General features: G+C 46.3%; 17 protein-coding genes. 10 read left to right on the top strand and 7 right to left on the bottom strand.

Annotated elements, in window-relative coordinates:
- The first annotated feature begins 160 nt into the window (after positions 1 to 160).
- From F941_RS11220 to F941_RS11195, 6 genes are all read left to right on the top strand, one after another.
- A complete protein-coding gene (locus F941_RS11220; protein ID WP_005011281.1) occupies positions 161 to 1903 on the top strand; it encodes an FAD-dependent monooxygenase in 1743 nt (580 codons plus the stop codon).
- Between the two features lie 165 nt (positions 1904 to 2068).
- Complete coding sequence (locus tag F941_RS11215) at positions 2069 to 2362, top strand: hypothetical protein (RefSeq protein WP_018572570.1); 294 nt, start codon at positions 2069 to 2071, stop codon at positions 2360 to 2362.
- Positions 2363 to 2732: 370 nt separating this feature from the next.
- Positions 2733 to 4139 carry an aldehyde dehydrogenase family protein gene (locus F941_RS11210; protein ID WP_005011275.1) on the top strand — a complete coding sequence of 469 codons (1407 nt, stop codon included), beginning with the start codon at positions 2733 to 2735 and terminating at the stop codon, positions 4137 to 4139.
- 84 nt (positions 4140 to 4223) lie between these two features.
- Positions 4224 to 4889 (top strand): helix-turn-helix domain-containing protein, encoded by a 666-nt coding sequence (locus F941_RS11205; protein ID WP_005011273.1) that lies wholly within the window; start codon positions 4224 to 4226, stop codon positions 4887 to 4889.
- 82 nt (positions 4890 to 4971) lie between these two features.
- The gene (gene tynA / locus F941_RS11200; RefSeq protein ID WP_005011270.1) at positions 4972 to 7281 is read left to right on the top strand and encodes a primary-amine oxidase; all 2310 of its coding nucleotides are present in this window, start codon (positions 4972 to 4974) and stop codon (positions 7279 to 7281) included.
- A gap of 79 nt (positions 7282 to 7360) precedes the next feature.
- Positions 7361 to 8638 carry a hypothetical protein gene (locus tag F941_RS11195; RefSeq protein ID WP_005011269.1) on the top strand — a complete coding sequence of 426 codons (1278 nt, stop codon included), beginning with the start codon at positions 7361 to 7363 and terminating at the stop codon, positions 8636 to 8638.
- Between the two features lie 112 nt (positions 8639 to 8750).
- On the opposite strand, the gene F941_RS11190 is transcribed toward F941_RS11195, so the two are convergent.
- The 6 genes from F941_RS11190 to fahA form a co-directional block, all read right to left on the bottom strand.
- Positions 8751 to 9398 (bottom strand): CoA transferase subunit B, encoded by a 648-nt coding sequence (locus F941_RS11190; RefSeq protein WP_005011259.1) that lies wholly within the window; start codon positions 9396 to 9398, stop codon positions 8751 to 8753.
- A gap of 2 nt (positions 9399 to 9400) precedes the next feature.
- The gene (locus tag F941_RS11185) at positions 9401 to 10102 is read right to left on the bottom strand and encodes a CoA transferase subunit A (RefSeq protein WP_005011257.1); all 702 of its coding nucleotides are present in this window, start codon (positions 10100 to 10102) and stop codon (positions 9401 to 9403) included.
- A 217-nt stretch (positions 10103 to 10319) separates the two neighbouring features.
- On the bottom strand, positions 10320 to 11204 hold the full coding sequence (locus F941_RS11180; protein ID WP_005011252.1) for a LysR family transcriptional regulator: 885 nt from the start codon (positions 11202 to 11204) through the stop codon (positions 10320 to 10322).
- Positions 11205 to 11609: 405 nt separating this feature from the next.
- Positions 11610 to 12185, bottom strand: coding sequence for a VOC family protein (locus F941_RS11175; RefSeq protein ID WP_005011245.1), 576 nt, complete (start codon positions 12183 to 12185; stop codon positions 11610 to 11612).
- A 30-nt stretch (positions 12186 to 12215) separates the two neighbouring features.
- Positions 12216 to 12854, bottom strand: a complete 639-nt coding sequence (gene maiA, locus F941_RS11170; protein ID WP_005011244.1) for a maleylacetoacetate isomerase — start codon at positions 12852 to 12854, stop codon at positions 12216 to 12218.
- Entirely contained in the window at positions 12851 to 14158 is a 1308-nt protein-coding gene (fahA, locus tag F941_RS11165; protein WP_005011243.1) for a fumarylacetoacetase, read from the bottom strand. The genes maiA and fahA overlap by 4 nt, the downstream gene beginning before the upstream one ends.
- 385 nt (positions 14159 to 14543) lie before the next feature.
- On the opposite strand from fahA, the gene F941_RS11160 reads away from it, so the two are divergent.
- Genes F941_RS11160 through F941_RS11145 form a run of 4 tightly spaced genes read left to right on the top strand, consistent with a single transcriptional unit; the run spans position 14544 to position 18619 of the window.
- On the top strand, positions 14544 to 15323 hold the full coding sequence (locus F941_RS11160; RefSeq protein WP_005011242.1) for an IclR family transcriptional regulator: 780 nt from the start codon (positions 14544 to 14546) through the stop codon (positions 15321 to 15323).
- A 50-nt stretch (positions 15324 to 15373) separates the two neighbouring features.
- Positions 15374 to 16681: an MFS transporter gene (locus F941_RS11155; protein WP_005011241.1), complete on the top strand. Its 1308-nt coding sequence runs from the start codon at positions 15374 to 15376 to the stop codon at positions 16679 to 16681.
- A gap of 46 nt (positions 16682 to 16727) precedes the next feature.
- Complete coding sequence (locus F941_RS11150; RefSeq protein WP_005011240.1) at positions 16728 to 18437, top strand: FAD-dependent monooxygenase; 1710 nt, start codon at positions 16728 to 16730, stop codon at positions 18435 to 18437.
- A complete protein-coding gene (locus F941_RS11145; RefSeq protein ID WP_005011237.1) occupies positions 18434 to 18619 on the top strand; it encodes a hypothetical protein in 186 nt (61 codons plus the stop codon). The genes F941_RS11150 and F941_RS11145 overlap by 4 nt, the downstream gene beginning before the upstream one ends.
- Before the next feature lie 131 nt (positions 18620 to 18750).
- On the opposite strand, the gene F941_RS11140 is transcribed toward F941_RS11145, so the two are convergent.
- Positions 18751 to 19194, bottom strand: a complete 444-nt coding sequence (locus tag F941_RS11140) for a DUF2726 domain-containing protein (RefSeq protein ID WP_018572567.1) — start codon at positions 19192 to 19194, stop codon at positions 18751 to 18753.
- Between the last annotated feature and the right edge of the window lie 117 nt (positions 19195 to 19311).

Here is a 19311-nt window from a genome sequence, read left to right as displayed (position 1 = left end):
TCAAATTCAAATGAGTATGCATTCAAGCAGACGAAAAAAATATGCAACTATCGTTTAGAGGTCTGGGTGTGGGGCGCAGCTTCAAACTTTTTTAAACTGCTTAGCAGCGCTTTTGGCCTGTAGGCCAAAGCTATACAGTAATTCAAATGCGGAGCTTGATATGCCGAAGCAATACGATACGGACGTTTTAATTGTGGGGACTGGGCCTGCCGGCTCTACTTTAGGTTTGGCTTTGGCGAACTATGGCATTAAAGTGCAGCTCTTTACACAATTTAATTGGCTCGCCAATAGCCCGCGCGCCCATATTACCAATCAGCGCGCGATGGAAGTGCTGCGCGATTTAGGTGTAGAAGAACAAGTCAAAGGCATTGCGACGCCGTGGCAAGAGATGGGGGAAAGCTTGATTACCACCAGCCTTGTTGGCGAAGAAATTGCCCGCATGAGCGCGTGGGGAACAGGCGATGAACGCCATGGTGATTATGTGCAGGGCAGTCCATGCCCTTTGGTCGATTTGATTCAGCCGAAAATGGAAGCATTGCTGGTAAAGAATGCCGGTGAGCGCGGCGCGATTTATCATTTTAATACCGAGTATTTGTCGCATACTCAAGATGACGATGGTGTAACGGCAGCTTTTATCAATCAAATTACAGGTCAGGAATTTAGCCTGCGCGCCAAATATTTAGTGGGCATGGATGGCGCGCGTTCAAAAATCGTTGAGCAGCTGAATTTGCCTTTGGAAGGGGTGATGTCGCGTGCGGGTACGGTATATGTAACGTTTAAAGCAGATCTGTCGCAATATGTGCAGCACCGTCCCGCTATTTTACAGTGGATTGTGAATCCTGAAGCCGGCTTTGGGGATATCGGCATGGGATTGCTCCGCGCCATCAGTCCGTGGGATGAATGGATTATGGGCTGGGGCTTTGACATTGAACAGGGCGAACCACAGGTGACAGAAACACAGGTGCGTGCGCGTTTAAATGCTTTTGTGGGAACTGAAATTGACGATGTTGAAATTCAGAAGGTGTCTTACTGGTATGTCAATCAGACTTGGGCAGCCAACTATTCGGTCGGCCGCGTATTCTGCGGCGGCGATGCTGTGCACCGTCATCCGCCATCCAGCGGCTTAGGCTCGAATACCTGCATGCAGGATGCTTTTAATTTGGCGTGGAAACTGGCTTATGCGGTGAAAGGCTGGGCGCAGCCAAGTCTGCTGGCATCCTATACTGAGGAACGGGCGCCAGTCGGCAAGCAGATCGTCGCCCGCGCCAACCAATCCCGTTTCGACTATAGGCATTTAAAAGATGTATTTGGTTTTGATCAAGGGGTGACCACGCAGGCGCAAATGCTGGATCGGATTTTTGCAGAAACAGAGGAAGCGGCAGAAATCCGTGAGCAATTATTTAAAGCGCTGGAGATTAAACATTATGAGTTTAATGCGCAGGGCACAGAATTGAACCAGCGCTATGCATCCAATGCTGTGGTTGCAGAATCGGATGAAGAAGTCTTCCTGCAAGACCCGCAATTGCATCTGCAAGCGACTACGCGCCCAGGCGCGAAAGTGCCGCATGCTTGGCTGGTGGATGCCAAAGGGCAAAAGCGTTCGACTTTGGATATTAGCGGCAAAGGCCGCTTTACCTTAATGACAGGCCTTTCGGGCACTGGCTGGAAAGCGGCTGCTGAAGCATTGGCATTGCCTTATTTAGACGTGGTTCAAATTGGTTCGCGCCAATTCCGTGATGTGTATGGCGCATGGAATGCCAAATCGGAAGTGCCTGAAGCAGGCGCGGTGCTGGTGCGTCCAGATGGTTATGTCGCGTGGCGTATGGTAAATAAGCCAAACGAGGGTTATGACTATGCTGCAGTCTTAAAACAGGTGCTGGCGCAGATTCAGCTGAGTGTTTAACACGTTTAGATAAATTTTGGAGCCTATTTTATCCAAGCCGGCAGCCTATGCCGGCTTTTTTTTGCGGATGTAAAATGGTGGAAGCATCTATTCAATGACGCGCAATTTCAGATGAATTTGTTATATTAGCGTTCGAAACTTTAAATGCAGTGATATAGCAGGTAAATGGGTATGCAGCAGCCACAGTCAAATGCAGCGAAAACCAGTAAGAAAAAAGTCATTATTTTGATGGCGCTGGGTTTGCTGATTCCAATTTTTCTCGTCACTATGGCTATTTTAGCTGTGAACAGTGACGCCAAAAATCAAGAAAAATATGCACAGCAAAAGGCTGAAATGCTGAAACGCATAGAAGCGCGTGAAGCGGCGGAACGGGCTAAAGCAGCGCAAGATCAGCCTAAAGTTGCACAAAATGAAAATTTGAAAAATAAACAGCAGAATGATGCCGCTCAACAGCAATAAGCCGTATCGGGAGCAGCTGAAAATCAGCCGGATTTAACGCCAAGTCAATTGAGCTTATTCATTTGAGGGCTTGCCGTGTCCAATAAAAAACCGCCGTCGATGATGGCGGTTTTTATTTGATCTGGATGGAAAGTTTGTCATTTAGCATCAGATTCAGTATAGTTATGAATTATTAAATATGTTAACTATTTTTAATTCTTTATGTAATTGAAATAAATATTAAAAATTTAATAGTACGCTTATTTTCAAGTCAATGGATGGAACTGAAAAAAGGCAGAGAAGTTGGAAAAATCATCCTTTGGGATGACTTCGGTGCAGATCGACACCGCTAGAATGCTAGGTATTGTCAGACCATAAACAAGGAAGAGCGATGCATACAGATTTAATCATCAACGGACAGCAGATTCAGGGGCAGGCATTAAGCTTTGCAGTCATCAACCCAGCCAATGAAAGTGTTATTGCAGAAGTGGCCAGTGCGTCAGCGGGACAGGTCAATGATGCAGTTCGCACTGCATTGCAGGCATTTAAAGCTTGGAAAAATGTATCAGATGATGCGGTTAAACAGGCTTTTGCAAAAATCGCGGCTGATATCCGTGCGGAAAAAGATGAAATAGCGCAACTGATTACCTTGGAGCAAGGCAAAACCATCGGCATGGCGCAGTTTGAAGTGGATGCTGGCGCCAGCTGGATTGATTATCTTTCAGGTTTGGACATTCCCGTAGAAACGATACAGGAACCTAAGGGTAAAACCATTAAAGTCTATAACCGCCCATTGGGGGTGGTTGCTTCTGTGACGCCGTGGAATTGGCCGTTCATGATTGCAGTGTGGCATATCTTTCCTGCGCTTAAAACTAAAAACTGCGTCATCAACAAGCCATCAGAATATACGCCGCTCAGCACCATCAAGCTGGTGGAAATTATTAACCGCCATGTGCCTGCTGGCGTGTGCAGCATTGTTTTAGGCAAAGGTGAGATTGGGCAGGCGCTGACGGAGCATGCTGATGTTGCGAAAGTGACTTTTACAGGCTCGACACGTACTGGACAGAGCATTTTAAGCCATTCGGTCAGCTCGCTGAAAAGCGTGGTGCTGGAATTGGGCGGCAATGACGCCGGCATTGTTTTGGCGGATGCTGATGTGGAACGTACTGCGCAAGGCATTTTTGCCTCTGCCTTTTTAAATGCGGGGCAAACCTGTGCAGCGCTGAAGCGGCTGTATGTGCATGAAAGTGTTTATGAGGCTTTGACTGAAAAGCTGGTGCAGATTGCAAATGCGCAAGTGATTGGCGATGGCGCGAATCCTGAAGTGACCTTTGGCCCAGTACAGAATAAAATGCAGTATGACAAAGTGAATGCGCTGATTGCAGATGCCGTAGCGAGGGGCGGTCAGGTTTTGACGGCGTCAAAAGCGCTGCCGGATCATGGATATTTTATTGCGCCTGCGTTAATCGCCAATGTGCAGGAAGGCATTGCTTTAGTGGATGAGGAGCAGTTTGGCCCGGTGCTGCCGATTATTAAATTTAATGCCGTTGATGAAGTGCTGGAGCGCAGCAATAATACGCAGTTTGGCTTAGGCGGTTCAATTTGGAGCACGGATTTGGCCAAAGCGGAACAGATTGCCAGCCAAATGGAAACGGGGACGGTCTGGATTAACAGCCATTCTGATTTATCGCCTGCGGCGCCGTTTGGCGGCTGGAAATTATCGGGTTTAGGGTATTCTTTTGGCTTGGAAGGCTTGCTTTTATTTACCCATAAGCAGGCAGTGCATATCAGCGGCTGAAAATAAGCGCCTCTTACAGGATGTAGGAGGCTTTCTTGGCTTATATATTGCTTATTAAATTTCCGGTAAGGATAGGTGGAAATTATGCTTAATCATCAGTTTTTAACAGAATTCAGTCAAAACTTTATAGAGCAGGTGCAGCGGATAATTAATATTGATGGATATTTAGTATATTCGATTGATCATATTGATCGGGCTTATGGTTATCATGCATTCAATATACCTAAAAACTCTTTGGATGAGTATTTAAATCATAAAGTTGAAAATGATCCTGTGTCATTTACCCGGTTTTATAACAATAAAAATAATAATGTGGAATTGCTCAGTCATCATCAGTGTGATGAAAGCTATGCAGACTTTATGGCGCGCTGGAAAATACAGGATACCGCAGAAATTTTTTTCCGCAAAAGAAATGGCGACCCTATACTGGGGCTTAGCATTGTGCGTGAAAATGAAAAGGTGCCTTTTACCGTGCAGGATCAGAGAGTTTTAGAGTCTTTTTATCAGCTGTCTAAAAAGTATTTTTACCATCATACCGATACCATTGATAAAGCGGATATGTCTGCTTCATACAGTTTAACCAAAAAAGAAATTGCGGTTTTAGAACAGTTAATGAACGGCATTAATAATAGCGAAATTTCATTAAATTTAAACTGCAGCCTGGCAACAGTTAAAACACATGTGCAGCATATTTATCAAAAAATAAATGTCAAAAACCGTCAGGAATTAATCTGTAAATTTTTAAGATAAAATCATCCTTAAGGTGGATTTTTTATAATATTAAATCCTCTATTTTAAATCCATAGTGTTTTATTAATTATGGATTTTGGGAATGAAATATAATCGAATTACACAGTCCTTAAAAAAATGGGCCGGTTTGAATTTAACGGTTGCCGCGGCCTTAATTGGCGTGCATCAGCAGGCTTTGGCGCATGGGCAGGCTGCAGACATGGTGCCGCTGTATCAGAACATGAGCGATTTTGGCGCTGATGTAAAAAAAGATGACTTCACCAATACCTATACCATTTCAAAAGGCTCTTTGGTGGTACGGGCTAAGCCCAATTCAGATACCGTTTTAGTCAATGGCAAGCCGCTGAAAGTCAGCGTGCCTTTGCTGGTCAAAAATGGCAAGGCCGAAGTCAGTAAAGAATTTGCATCAGAAATTTTTCAATCAGGCTTAGATCAGACCTTTAAAGTGGAATCTGCAGCGCATCCTTTAAACGGTTTAACCTCACAGGAAATTTCACAGACTTTTGAAGCGATCAGCAAGTCTGAATATGCTTATCCGAATATGCGTTTTTCAGAGATTAAATTAAAAGATCCTGAAAAAGACCAAGTTTGGGATGCTTTCATTAACCATAAAGAATTGACGCAAGACCGTGTGGCGGAATTCACTTTGCTTAAAGGCAAATCGGTGATTGAAGGGACGGTCGACCTGAAAACGCAAAAAGTGACGCAATGGAAAGTCTTGGAAAACACCCATGGCATGGTGCTGTACGATGATATGGTCGCGGTGCAGGAAATCATCACCAAAGATAAAAACTATAAAAAGGCCTTGGCAAAACGCGGCGTTAAAGATGTTTCTAAAGTGGTAACGACGCCGCTGACAGTGGGCTTTTTTGGCGGTAAAGACGGTTTAGGTCAAGAGCTGAATGTGCTGAAAGTGGTTTCCTATTTAGATACGGGGGATGGCAATTATTGGGCGCATCCGATTGAAAATCTGGTGGCCGTGGTGGATCTAGACCAGAAAAAAATTGTAAAGCTTGAAGAGGGCGCGATTATTCCAGTGCCGATGTCGCCCAATTCGATTGCCAATAAAAATGACAAATCACAGTTTAAGCCGCTGAATATGGTTGAGCCTGAGGGCAAAAACTTTTCCATTACCGGCCAAACGGTGCATTGGGGGCCATGGTGCTTCCATGTCGGTTTAGATTCCCGTGTGGGCTTAAAAGTATCGACTGTCACCTATAAAGATAAAGGTGAAAAACGCAAGGTCATGTATGAAGGGAACCTTGGCGGCATGGTGGTGCCTTATGGTGATCCGGATATGGGCTGGTACTTCAAATCCTATCTGGATTCTGGCGAATACGGCATGGGCACGCTGACCTCTTCCATTGAAAAAGGCATTGATGCGCCAGACAATGCAGTATTGCTGGATGCCGTTATTGCCGATTACACCGGGCAGCCGCGCGTCATTCCGAACGCCATTGCCATTTTTGAGCGTTATGCAGGCCCTGAGTTTAAGCATCAGGAAATGAACCAGCCGAATATCAGTTCAGAACGCCGTGAATTGGTGGTGCGCTGGATCAGCACCGTGGGCAACTATGACTATATCTTTGACTGGGTCTTTAATAATAACGGCATTATCGGCATCAACGCCGGCGCGACAGGCATTGAAGCGGTTAAAGGCGTCAAAGCCCGAACCATGCATGATGCGACTGCAAAAGAAGATACCCGCTACGGTACATTGATTGACCACAATATTGTCGGCACAACGCATCAGCATATTTATAACTTCCGTTTGGATATGGATGTCGATGGCGGCAATAACAGCTTTATGGAGCTGGATCCCGTCGTTGCTAAAAATACCCGCGGCGGCCCGCGCAGCAGCGCAATGGAGGTCAAAGAACGCACTGTGGCAACCGAACAGGAAGCGGCGCAGAAATTTGACCCATCAACCATCCGCTTAATTTCCAATGCCAACAAAGAAAACCGCATGGGCAATCCAGTGTCTTATCAAATGATTCCGTTTGCAGGCGGTACGCATCCAATCGCGAAAGGCGCGAACTTTGCGCCTGACGAATGGCTCTTCAAGCGTTTAAGCTTTATGGATAAGCAAATTTGGGTCACCAAGCGTGATCAAAATGAACAGTTTCCTGAAGGAAAATATTCAAACCGTTCGGTGAAAGATACAGGGCTGGGCGAGTTCGTTGCCAATAACGACAATATTGAAAATAAAGACTTGGTGGTGTGGATGACGACAGGCACAACACATGTCGCGCGCGCTGAAGAATGGCCGATTATGCCGACAGAATGGGTCTATACCATGCTGAAGCCATGGAATTTCTTTGACAGTACGCCAACCCTGAACAATGGCGCAGATCAAAAGCAGGCTGCTGAAAAAGAACAGCACAAGCACTGATGGATGCATCAGGAGGATCAGCAGGCAGCGGGTCCTCTTTTTTTTGGAAGATTGAAAAATAAGTTTTAAGGGGAATCAAATGAGAAAGACAATGTGTGCGGCGGCATTGCTGCTGAGCGGCGGCACAGTGCAGGCGGACATGGCCAGTTTGCCTGAAAATGTAAAAATTAAACCTGTTTTAGATGTGACCTTAGGCGCTTTTTACAGTGATAAAAGCTATAACAATCCGGATGCATCAGGTGAGGTATCTTGGCAGGAAGCCTATGCCAAATACGGTTTTGAAGCTGAAGTTCAGCATAATGGCGGCGCATTATACGGCAGCGTGATGGGCCTGAGTTCCGGTACTTTTGGGGATGGAGATGCAGGCGGCATGACCACAGGCAAAGAGCGAAGAACTTCGTTGGAAGAATGGACAGCCGGCTGGCGCAATGGTTCGGCGGAAGACGCCAGTTTTGATCTGCGGGCTGGCCGGCAAAATATTCAAATCGCCGATGGATTTATTGTGGCGGGCGATGCGCTGAATGTGGGCAAAGGCATTGCAGATGGTGAGCTGAACCGCGGCGGCGGCTACTATTTGGCGGCGCGCCGCAGTTTTGATTTTGCTGTGCAAATGAAGCTGCAGCTGAATGAACAGCTGAAAACCCAAGTGTATTATTTAGAGTCAGACAATAAAGCGCAATATCAACCAAAGTTATGGGCAGCAGATGCAGAATATGACTTTGGCAAAGCATCTGCTGGATTGACCTATCTGCAAGTGACCGATCTTGATGATCCAAATCAGGACTCATTGCGTGATGACCTGAAAGATATTTCGCTGCGGGTGAAAGCGCAAGTCAATGCGCAGCTGGCGTTCAGCGGAGAATATGTGCATCAAGATCAACAACATCATAATGAAAATGCATGGTACGCCGCTGCACATTACACCTTTGATCAGCTGCCGTATCAGCCTGTTTTAGGCTACCGCTATTCATCTTTCTCAGAAAATTATGATCCGCTGTTTTACGGCAATACCGATGCAGGCTTCGGCACATGGTTTCAAGGTGAAGTCGCTGGCAATTATGCAGGGCCGTTCAGCAGCAATGCGCGGATTCATCAGCTGTCACTGCAGGCATCTATGAAAGAGAATTTGCATGTAGGATTGCTGGCCTATCAGTTTGATACTATAAAAAAAGAGATTGAAAATTTAGATGGCCATGAAGTCGATGCTTTTGCCGTGTGGTCACCGACAGCAAATATCAATGTGATTCCTTTGGCTGGCTGGTACAAGCCGAAAAAAGATATCGATCATGGCGGCAGCCAAGCGGGCGGTACAGGCAGCAATGTTTATGCTCAGCTGATTCTGCAGTATCTGTATTAAATGCAAAACGAACCAATTAAAAAAGTACCGCAATTGCGGTACTTTTTTAATTGCTGGCATGGATGAGCTTTAATCTTCCACCCCTGCAAAATTATGATGGTTTTGCTGCCAATCAGGCCGCATCTAACGCATGGGTGATCAGCGCCGCGCCCGTCACGGCTTTAATCTGCTCGAGTGTGACATCTTTCGCCAATTCCACTAAAGCAATCCCTTTTTCAGTTATATCCATCACGCCTAAATCCGAGATGATGCGGGTTACCACACCTTTACCCGTCAGCGGCAGGGTGCATTGCGGCACAATTTTCGGACTGCCGTCTTTGGCATTGTGCTCCATCAGCACCACTACTTTTTGCACGCCAGCCACCAAATCCATAGCGCCGCCCATGCCTTTGACCTTTTTGCCCGGAATCATCCAGTTGGCGAGATCGCCAGTTTCAGAAACTTCCATTGCGCCTAAAATCGCAATATTGACATGACCGCCGCGGATCATCGCGAAAGACTCTGAGCTGGAAAAGAATGCCGCGCCTTTACGCGCAGTGACGGTCTGTTTGCCCGCATTGATTAAATCTGCATCGACTGTTTCTTCAGTTGGAAATTCATCAATGCCGAGCAGGCCATTTTCAGACTGCAGCCACACGTTGATATTCTCTGGAATATAGTTGGCAACTAAGGTTGGCAGGCCAATGCCTAAATTGACATAAAAGCCATCTTCCAATTCTAAAGCCGCGCGCTGCGCCATTTCATTACGTGTCCAAGCCATGATCAAGCCTCCGCCTTTAAGGTTAATTGTTCAATGCGTTTTTCAGGCGCTGTATTGAGCACAATGCGGTTGACATAAATGCCCGGCAGATGAATATCATCTGGATCTATTTCGCCAATCTCTACCACTTCTTCAACTTCAGCGATGGTAATCTTGCCTGCCATGGCGCACTCAGGATTAAAATTGCGCGCGGTTTTGCGAAATACTAAATTTCCGGCTTTATCGGCCTTATAGGCTTTCACTAAAGCGACATCTGCCGTAAGAGAGGGTTCTAAAATGTATTCTTTGCCGTCAAATTCCCGTACTTCCTTGCCTTCGGCAATTAAAGTGCCCACGCCAGTTTGGGTAAAGAATGCGGGAATTCCTGCGCCGCCAGCACGCAGTTTTTCGGCCAATGTGCCTTGAGGGGTGAGTTCAACTTCTAATTCGCCATTTAAATATTGGCGTTCAAATTCTTTGTTCTCGCCGACATAAGAAGAAATCATTTTTTTGATTTGCTTGGTGTGCAGCAGTTTGCCTAAGCCGAAATCATCTACACCCGCATTGTTGGAAATACAGGTCAGGCCCGTCACGCCGGTATTTTTTAAAGCGTCGATCAGCGCTTCAGGAATGCCGCATAAACCAAAACCGCCAACGGCAAATGTTTGATTGTCTGCCGCAATATCCGCTAAAGCAAGTTCTGCACTTGCCGCCAGTTTGTTCATTCTCAAATTCCTTTTTTGCTTTATTATTTTTTAACACCGCGCTTAACAATTGAGAAATTGATTCTTTCTAACGCCTGATCAGAAAAACTCATTAATGCACGCAAGGCAGCCGTGTGAAGCCTGCATGCAGGGCAAGCGGATTTTGAAAATGAAGAATTTTTTATGAATAATTTAATTGGTTTTATGGTTCATTGATGAAGATGCTTTAAAGCATGGCTCAATGAAAATCATGCTGTAAAACAGTTTCTATAAAATGTGTGGAAATATTGGAAAGTTCATCATCTTTTTTATAAATGATGCCCACAGGAAGCTGAACATCATTGTCTTCAATTTCAATTAATACGTTTTGTTCTAAATTAATAAAATTTTTGAAATGGCGGGGAATGGCGCTGACCCCCATGCCGTAAGCGGTAAAATGCGATAGGGAGCTGATCTGGTGACACTCAACTTTTAAATCTAAGTGAATCTTGTGCAAAGCGCAGTGCTGTTCGATGACCTTGCGGATAATGGAAGGGCTTTGCAGCGTGACAAAAGGCTGAGAGCATAGCTCCAGCCAAGTGATGCTCTTTCGGCTGCTTAAAGCATGGCCCTTTGGCAGCAAGGCTAAGAAATCCTCATTAAATAAAGGCTGAAAAATCAACTGATCGCTCATTTGCGGATTAAAGCAAATGCCGATTTCAAAAATGCCTTCCTGCACTTTTTCAATAATTTTTTCATTGGGGATGTCATGAATGGAAAAATTAATATTGGGATAGCGCTTTGAGAAATTCTGCATGACGGCGGGCAGGATAGCATGTGTCGCAAAAGGCATGGAGGCAATGTTTAAAGTGCCGCGGTTTAATTTGAACCGCTGCTTGACATCTTTTTCCATATCCTCCCAATTGGCCAATAATTTTCTTGCATAGGGGATGAGTGATTGGCCTTCCGCAGTCATTTCTACTCGGCGGGTATTGCGTTTAAAGAGTTTGCCGCCCAGTTCTTCCTCTAAGGTCTTGATGCTCAAACTCAAAGCGGATTGGCTTAGGCACAATTCATTGGCGGCATTGGCATAATTTAATGCGCGCGCTAAGACTAAAAAGGCTTTTAACTGCTTGAGTGTCATCCGTGGGCCTTATCAAAAGAAGTCAATAACGGTTCATAATAGCGAAGGCTGATAAAATTGGCATTCATCTGCTTAAAGTTCAAGCCGAACTTGATAAAAACACAGGAAAATGAACTGATATTTTATTCAATAGTTTGTATTAATAATTATAAGCTGAAAAATACGGATTGCGGGAGTTTTAAGATGTTGGCTATTCAGCATTATGTGTTTTTTAAATATTAAAAATATAATGTGCTTTCAGATCAAAAGTTTAAAGCTAATGTGGCGCATCCATTCCTTGCATTGGTACCGCCAATTTGAGTTGCGTAATAAATAGCTGTACTGCGCATACGCTTTTGCTGATTTCATTTAAAAAAGCAGCTCAGGGTTGAACTGCTTTTTTATCATTGTTTCTGGGGGGATGGCTTAGGCATCCACTTTCGCAGCGGCTGAGTTGTTGTCTAACTCTGATGCATGCAGGAAGTGCGTATGATCAGGCGCGCGCTTGGTCTTAGACCATTGCTCCAGCATGTCATGCTTCATGTCTTCCGTGATCATGGCAATTTTTTCAGGCGCTTTTTCATCGTCATATGCCAGTTCCAAACGGTGGCCGTTGGGATCAAAGAAGTAAATTGAATGGAAAATACCGTGATTGGTAATGCCCAGCACATCAATGCCGTTTTCTTCTAAATGCGCTTTTGCTTCAATTAATGCAGTGCGGTCTTTGACTTTCAGCGCAATATGCTGCACCCATTTCGGGGTGTTTTCGTCACGGCCCATTTCTGGCTGGGTCGGCAGCTCAAAGAAGGCGAGAACATTGCCATTGCCTGCATCTAAAAACAAATGCATATAGGGATCAAAGGCTTTGGTCGACGGCACATGGTCTTCAGCAAAAGCTAAAATAAAGTCCATATTCAGGTTCTTTTTGTACCATTCTACCGTTTCTTTTGCATCTTTACAGCGGTAGGCCACGTGGTGAATTTTTTCAATTTGAATGGTCATGTTGAATATCCTTATTTGCGTAATTAACAGTTAAGCCGCATCTGGCTGCGTTTCGGGCGCAGCCTTTTGGAATGCATCCAATGCATTGCAGTGGGCGTATATAGATTGAATTTTTGGGTAAGCTGATAAATCAATATTGAAACGCAGCGCGTTGTACACTTGCGGAATCAGGCAGCAGTCAGCAATGGTTGGGTCGTCGCCAAAACAGAATCGCCCATTGGAATGAACCAGCTGCGCTTCTAAAGCATCAAAGCCCACTTTGACCCAATGCGTATACCATGCATTTTTCTGTTCATTGCTTAAGCCCAATTCACCAGTTAAATGCTGCAGTACGCGCAGGTTGTTTAATGGGTGAATGTCGCAGGCGATGCTCAGGCTGAATGCACGGGCAAGCGCACGCTGCTGCAGGTCTTGCGGCAGAATGTTATGCGCTGGAAATTTTTCTTCAAGATATTCCAAAATGCTGAGTGACTGGGTCAGGGTGAAAGCATCATCCACCAAAGCAGGAACCAATTCACTTGGATTAACTGCACGGTAAGCTTCGCTGTGCTGTTCACCGCCGTTATTCAGTAAATGCACTGGAATTATCTCTGCATTGAGCTGCTTTAGATTCAGTGCAATACGCACGCGGTAAGCCGCAGAGCTGCGGAAATAACTGTAAAGCTTCATGCGCATGATACTTCGGCAGCATGTTCAGCAAAATGAAATGCAACGGCAGGACGCACTTTGCCTGTGACTTCGCCAAAGCCAATGCGCAAACCGCCTCTTTCACAAAAGCCTTTCATAATGAGGGTGTCGCCATCTTGAATAAAGCTGCGTTCTTCGCCATTCGACAGTGTTAACGGCTTGGTGGCATTCCAAGTAATTTCCAGCAGTGAACCATATGAGTTAGGCGTTGGACCGGAAATGGTGCCAGAGCCCATTAAATCACCAACTTGCACATTGCAGCCGGCAATCGTGTGGTGGGTTAACTGCTGCGCCATCGACCAGTACATATATTTAAAGTTGGTTTCGGAAATCACATCCGCTTGTACCGCACCTTCAGGTTGAATTTCGACAGATAAATTGATGTCATAGCTGTTGCTGCTGTGGTCTTCGCGCAAGTAAGCCAGCGGCTGCGGCTCTTGGACTGGCGAATGGGTTTTGAAAGGTTCAAGCGCTTCCAAAGTCACAATCCAAGGCGAGATTGATGAGGCAAAGGTCTTGGCATTGAACGGGCCGAGCGGCACGTATTCCCACTGCTGTAAGTCACGTGCAGACCAGTCATTAAACAGCACCATGCCAAAGATATGATCCCATGCATTTTCAATGGCAATCGGTTCGCCTAAATTGTTGGCTTTGCCCACAATAAAGCCGGTTTCCAATTCAAAGTCCAGTTTGCGGCAGGCAGAAAATTGCGGACGGTCGGCATGGGGCAGTTTGATCTGGCCAGAAGGGCGGACAATATCTGTGCCGCTGACGATGACAGAGCTTGCGCGGCCGTTATAGCCGACAGGCAGTTCTGACCAGTTCGGCAGCAGGGCATTTTTAGGGTCGCGGAACATGCAGCCGACATTGGTGGCATGTTCTTTAGATGAATAAAAATCGGTATAGCCAGGCACGTGCACGGGCAGATGCAAAGTGACATCGTCCTGCTTAAAGAACACTTGTTCACGCAGGGCTGGGTTGTCGCGCAGTTCGGCATTGTCTGCAGACAGCAATTCCTGAAGTTCAGCACGGATTTTAGACCAGTTGGCTTTGCCGGATTCAATGAATTTGTTCAATGTGCTTTGCGCAAAGTAAGTTTCGCCAGCTTGAATTTTCAAATAGCCATTCGCTTCGAGGGCCGCCAAGTCCAGCACCCATTCGCCGATGGCTGTACCTGCGCGGCGCACGCCGTCTTGAGTGTTGCTGAAAATGCCATAAGGCAGGTTTTGAATTGGAAAATCTGAATTTTGGGCGACGTCTATAAATGAGTTCAATGGGCGGGTCATTTCTATATTCCTTTTGACTGAGCAAAGCAATCCATGCGTTTGACACGTTTGCATTGAGAAAAATAAGCATCAGGGGTTCCAGGCATTGCGCAAATTGATGATTTTGCAAATCATATTTTTATAAAACTTTGAAATATAAATGTTTTATAAAAAATTACGCCTAAGGTCTTAGAAGCCTTGATTTTTACGATTAATCTCATCATACTCATTTTAACAAATTACGCAATATATAAATTAATTATGAATTACGTAATTTATGGGTTTTGAAATTAACAGATCAGGAGCATTGCTTAAAAGTTTATTGCGGCCAATTTTGTGTTTAGCGCTTTTTAATCAGACTGCTTCGCGTAAAATACTGATCATTAAATTGAGAGTTAAAAGACGAATGTCTGAAGAAAAAACACAAGGCGGGGTGCAGTCTTTAGAGGTCGGCTTAAATGTATTGGATGCACTGATTGCGCACCGTACGCCGATGATGCTGAAAGAACTTTCTGAAAAGCTGTCGATGCATCCGGCAAAGGTTCACCGCTATGTGGTGAGTCTGGTGCGGATGAATTACGCCAAGCAGCTGGATGACGGGCGCTATGCGCTTGGTGATCAGGCCTGGCGTTTAGGGCTGAGCTGTATACAGCGCACAGATATGATTCAGGCGGCTCAGCCGATGATTCATGCGCTGCACCGTGAAATCAACTGCGGCCTGCAAATCAGCAAATGGACGTCACAAGGGCCATTGGTGGTGCAGTGGATTGAACCGGATCAGCCCGTGTCGGTGATTACGCGGGTCGGTTCTGTCATGCCGATGCTGAATTCAGCAACCGGACGCACTTTTGCCGCTTTTATGGCAGAAGACATTGTGCGGCCTTTACTGGAAAAGGAATGGCAGCAGCGCCAAAGTTTGGGTCAGCAGGTCTATCCAGCCAATTGGGATGAGTTTCAGAAGATGAAACGCGCGATTTGTGACAAGGGCGCAGCGACCGTCTCTGGAGACTTGCTTGCTGGGGTAAATGCGGTGTGTGTGCCAGTGTTTAACCGCCATGGTGAAATTGAATTTTCCATTGCGGCATTGGGCAGTGACGCGCATCTGCCAATTGATTTTAATAATGAAAAAGTTAAAGCGCTAAAAGGAACAGCATCTGCTTTAACGGAATTGATCTCTCAAGGTTAAGCCTTTGCTTTCCTTGAGCAGAATATATGCAAGGAACTAGGGAAAGCAAAATGAAAAAAACGGAAAATCAGTTTTTTTACGGCTGGTGGATTGTATTGGCGCTGATGGCGGTTTCAGGTTCAGCCCTTGCGCTGACCATTACAACATTCAATATCTATCTGAACGCATTCACCCAGCAGGCGGGCATCAGCGCGACGCAATTTGCATTGTGCTCAACCATTATCAATATTACGGTGATGCTGTTTTCACCGAAAGTTGGCAAAATCCTGCAGGCGCATACCCAAAAAGCCTTACTGTTTTTCTTAACCGGTTTTTGCCTGAGTTATGCCGCATTTTCAATAGTCAGCAGCATTGCGGCGCTGTATGCCACCGCGGCGCTGTTCGGTTTTTTTTCGACCGGTTTAACCTTTATTCCGCCCAATATATTGGTAAATCGCTGGTTTGCAGAAAAGAAAGGCTTGGCGATGAGCATTGCGCTTTCGGGCAGCGCATTCTTTGGCATGGCGCTCAGTAAATATATCACCTACTGCATTCAGCATTTCAGTCTGGCTTTTGCTTATCAGACGGTGGCGGCGATCATGTTTGCGGCAGGAGCCGTGTTGATTGTCTTTATCATCAAAGACAGTCCGGAAAGCATAGGTTTAAAAGCATATGGCGCAGAGCAGGCGCTGAAACAGTCCGTGCCGGGAAATCAAACTGCACTGGTGCATTTGGCGCCTGCCGTATTAAAGAAAAAGCCTTTTTTCTGGTCGATGCTGGCGGCTCAATTTTTGGTGGGTTTTGTCGGCGGGGGGATTGTGCTGCAGCTGCCGGTTTATCTGCAAAATACTTTTGGCATGGAGCAGGCGGCAACATTTTTAGTGATTACTCTTGGCATCATGATTTTTGCAAAAGTGGCATTGGGCTGGCTGTATGACAAATTCGGGTCACTCAAAACCACAGCTTTAGTGGCGGCATCGGTTTTACTGACCTGTATTCCCTTTATTTTTACCGTTTCTGCAGATATGTGGATGCTGGGGCTGTTCGGTGCGATGTTTTGGGGTGTAGGTAATTGCATAGGCACGGTAACGCCGGCTGTTGTGGCCTCCAAAACCTATGGCCCAGCATATTACGGTGAAGTTTACGGCATTTGCCTGCGCTTTCAGACGCTGGGGATTGCCGCTGGCGTTCCGGCAATTTCAATGATTGCAGCCGCGACAGGTTCATTCACCATGGTCTGGGTGCTTTGTTCATTTTTAACTGTATTGCTGCTGAGCTTTTATGCTGTGGGCTTAAATGGAAGCAAAGCGTACCGCAGCCATACAGCTGAAGATTCGATTCAACTTAAAGACAGCATGCCGCTGCAGCCAGCAGGTTAAGCGGCTAAAAATATTTATTTATTGTAATGAAGACAAGGAGTTCAAGATGCATTTTCCAGCGGCAGAGCCAAGAAAATCACTGTATTACAATTATCAAGTTTTTCCGCACTATCATGGCGCGGCATCCGAAACGGCGGATGATCAAACGGTCACCGTTGTTGGCGCTGGGCCCATCGGCATGACCGCCGCATTGCTGCTGGCCAAGCAGGGCGTAAAGGTCATTTTGCTGTCTGCGGAACTGCAGCTGTCAGAAGGCAGCCGCGCACTGGTGTATACCAAGCGCTCAATGGAAATTCTGCAGGCGGCAGGCGCAGCTGAGCGCATTATGGCCAAAGCATTGCCGTGGACGCATGGCAATTCTATATATAAAGGGCAAATTGCCTTCCGCATGGCGTCACCGGTCAGTGAGCATGATCAGTTTGCACCATTGAATAATCTGCAGCAAAACTGGCTGGAGCATTTTTTGCTGGAAGAAATTCAGCAGCAGCCGAACATTGAAATGCGCTGGGGCAACAAAGTGGTGGATCATGAGCAAACCCATGATCAAGTCACTTTAACTATTGAAACGCCGGAAGGCGCTTATCAGCACACGTCTAAATGGGTGGTGGCAGCCGATGGCGGCCGTTCGCCGATCCGTGAGCGCATGAAGCTGCGGATGGAAGGCGCAAGCTACGAAGGGCGTTTTGTCATTGCGGATATCCGCATTAAACTGGATTATCCAACAGAACGCTTGGCTTATTTCTCTCCTGACTGGAATCCGGGCAATACCATTTTGATGCACCGTGAGCCGGACAGCATTTGGCGCTTTGATTACCAGCTCGATCCTGCGGTTTCTCCAGAAGAAGCTTTACTGCCGGAAAATCTGCATAAAGCGGTCAATGATCAGCTGAAGATGATTGGCAAAGATCATTTAGCATGGGAAATGGACTGGAGCACTGTGTATTCTGCACGGGCGCTGACCTTGGATAATTATGTGCATAACCGGATTATTTTCGCCGGTGATGCCGCGCATCTGCTGCCGATTTTTGGCGTGCGCGGCGCCAATACCGGTTTTCAGGATGCACAGGATTTGGCATGGAAACTGGCGGCGGTCGTGAAGGGCTGGGCGCCTGAAAAGCTTTTAGAAAGCTACAGTTGTGACCGGGTTGGCGCGGCGCGTGAAATTATTGCAGAGGCCGGAAAATCGACCCGCTTTATGGCGCCGCCGACGGAAGGTTACCGCCTGCTGCGTAACGCCGTGCTGTCCTTGTCTTTAGCGCATGAATTTGTGCGTCCGCTGTACCATTGGCGCACATCCCGCCCGCATGCCTATACGCATTCGCCATTAAACAGTCAGCATGATGATAATGCGCAAATGAATGAATTGACAGAAAATGGCGCGCTGATACCGAATGTTAAATTTGCCGATGGTTCGTTCCTTTATGATGCCATCTCTGGAAAATTCACGGTATTGGCACTGACAGAGCAAGGCCAGCTTCCTGCTTCATTGCATGCAGAAATTGCTGCGCTGAAAAAGCAAGGCATTCCAGTGCAGCTCGTAGCTTTAGCATTGGATGGCGTGACGGCTGATGGGGCAGACCGCACGGCTGCCATTGCGCCGGACGTGGCTGCAGAGCGCTTCTTTGCGCAGGCTGGAGCAATTTATTTAGTCCGTCCAGGGCATCATATTAACGGGCGATGGATCAATTACCGCGAAAATGCCATTACCCAAACCTTTCAACAATTTCTTCAAGCCGCCGAAGGAGCCGCAGCATGAACGCAATCAGCATTCCAGATTTAGAAAAAGTATATGACCTGCTGGCCGAAACCTTAGATGCCGTGCCTGAACAAAAGCGTGAGCTGTTTTTGGTCAAACTGGCTTTACTCAGCGCCAATCAAATCCAGGATGGCGCCGTGTACCAGCAGCTGATTCATCAGGCTAAAGTTTTTGAAGATTGATTGTATACTTGATGCACCAAATCCTAGCCGCTGCAAAGCGTCTGGGATTTTTTATTACAGTTCTGCATGGAGCAGGTTAACCCGCTGCTGCGATTAACATAGATGCAGAAAAGTCAAACCCCAAAGGCGCTTTACAAAATATCCTTTTGCAGATTATGCGCGCTGGGGATGCTGGTATAGCGCAGCACACGGTAACCGGCCTCCTGCAGCATGGCATCCCGTTCAGCATCTTCTTTTTCCTTGCCGATGTGGCTGGGATCATCCAATTCAATAATCACGATCACGCTGCAGTCTTTATCCAGCAGCACAAAGTCGGTCACCTTGCGGTTGAACTGATTGCGTATTTTGTAGTTTTGATTGGTAATGAGTGCGCTGAAAGCCACCTGCGCCAACACATGATGCTGCGGAAAAGCGCTGATTAAGCGCGTGTACATTTTGCTTTCGAAGGGGGTGATAACGCGTTTGGGAAAATATTTCTGCTTACGGAAAAAAAGCCGGGGAAACAGAATGCAAACTAAAGCAAAGCTTGCAAGGCAGCCGATAATAAAAAAAATAATTTGAGTTAAATTGAACACGGGAACTTTTGCTATACCGAAGAAAAAGCCCACGTCATAATGCGTGGGCTTTTAGAATTTGGCTCTCCAACCTGGGCTCGAACCAGGGACCTGCGGATTAACAGTCCGTCGCTCTAC

The organism is Acinetobacter bouvetii DSM 14964 = CIP 107468 (assembly GCF_000368865.1).
Classification (GTDB): Bacteria; Pseudomonadota; Gammaproteobacteria; order Pseudomonadales; family Moraxellaceae; genus Acinetobacter; species Acinetobacter bouvetii.
This window is presented reverse-complemented; position numbering and strand designations above follow the sequence as displayed.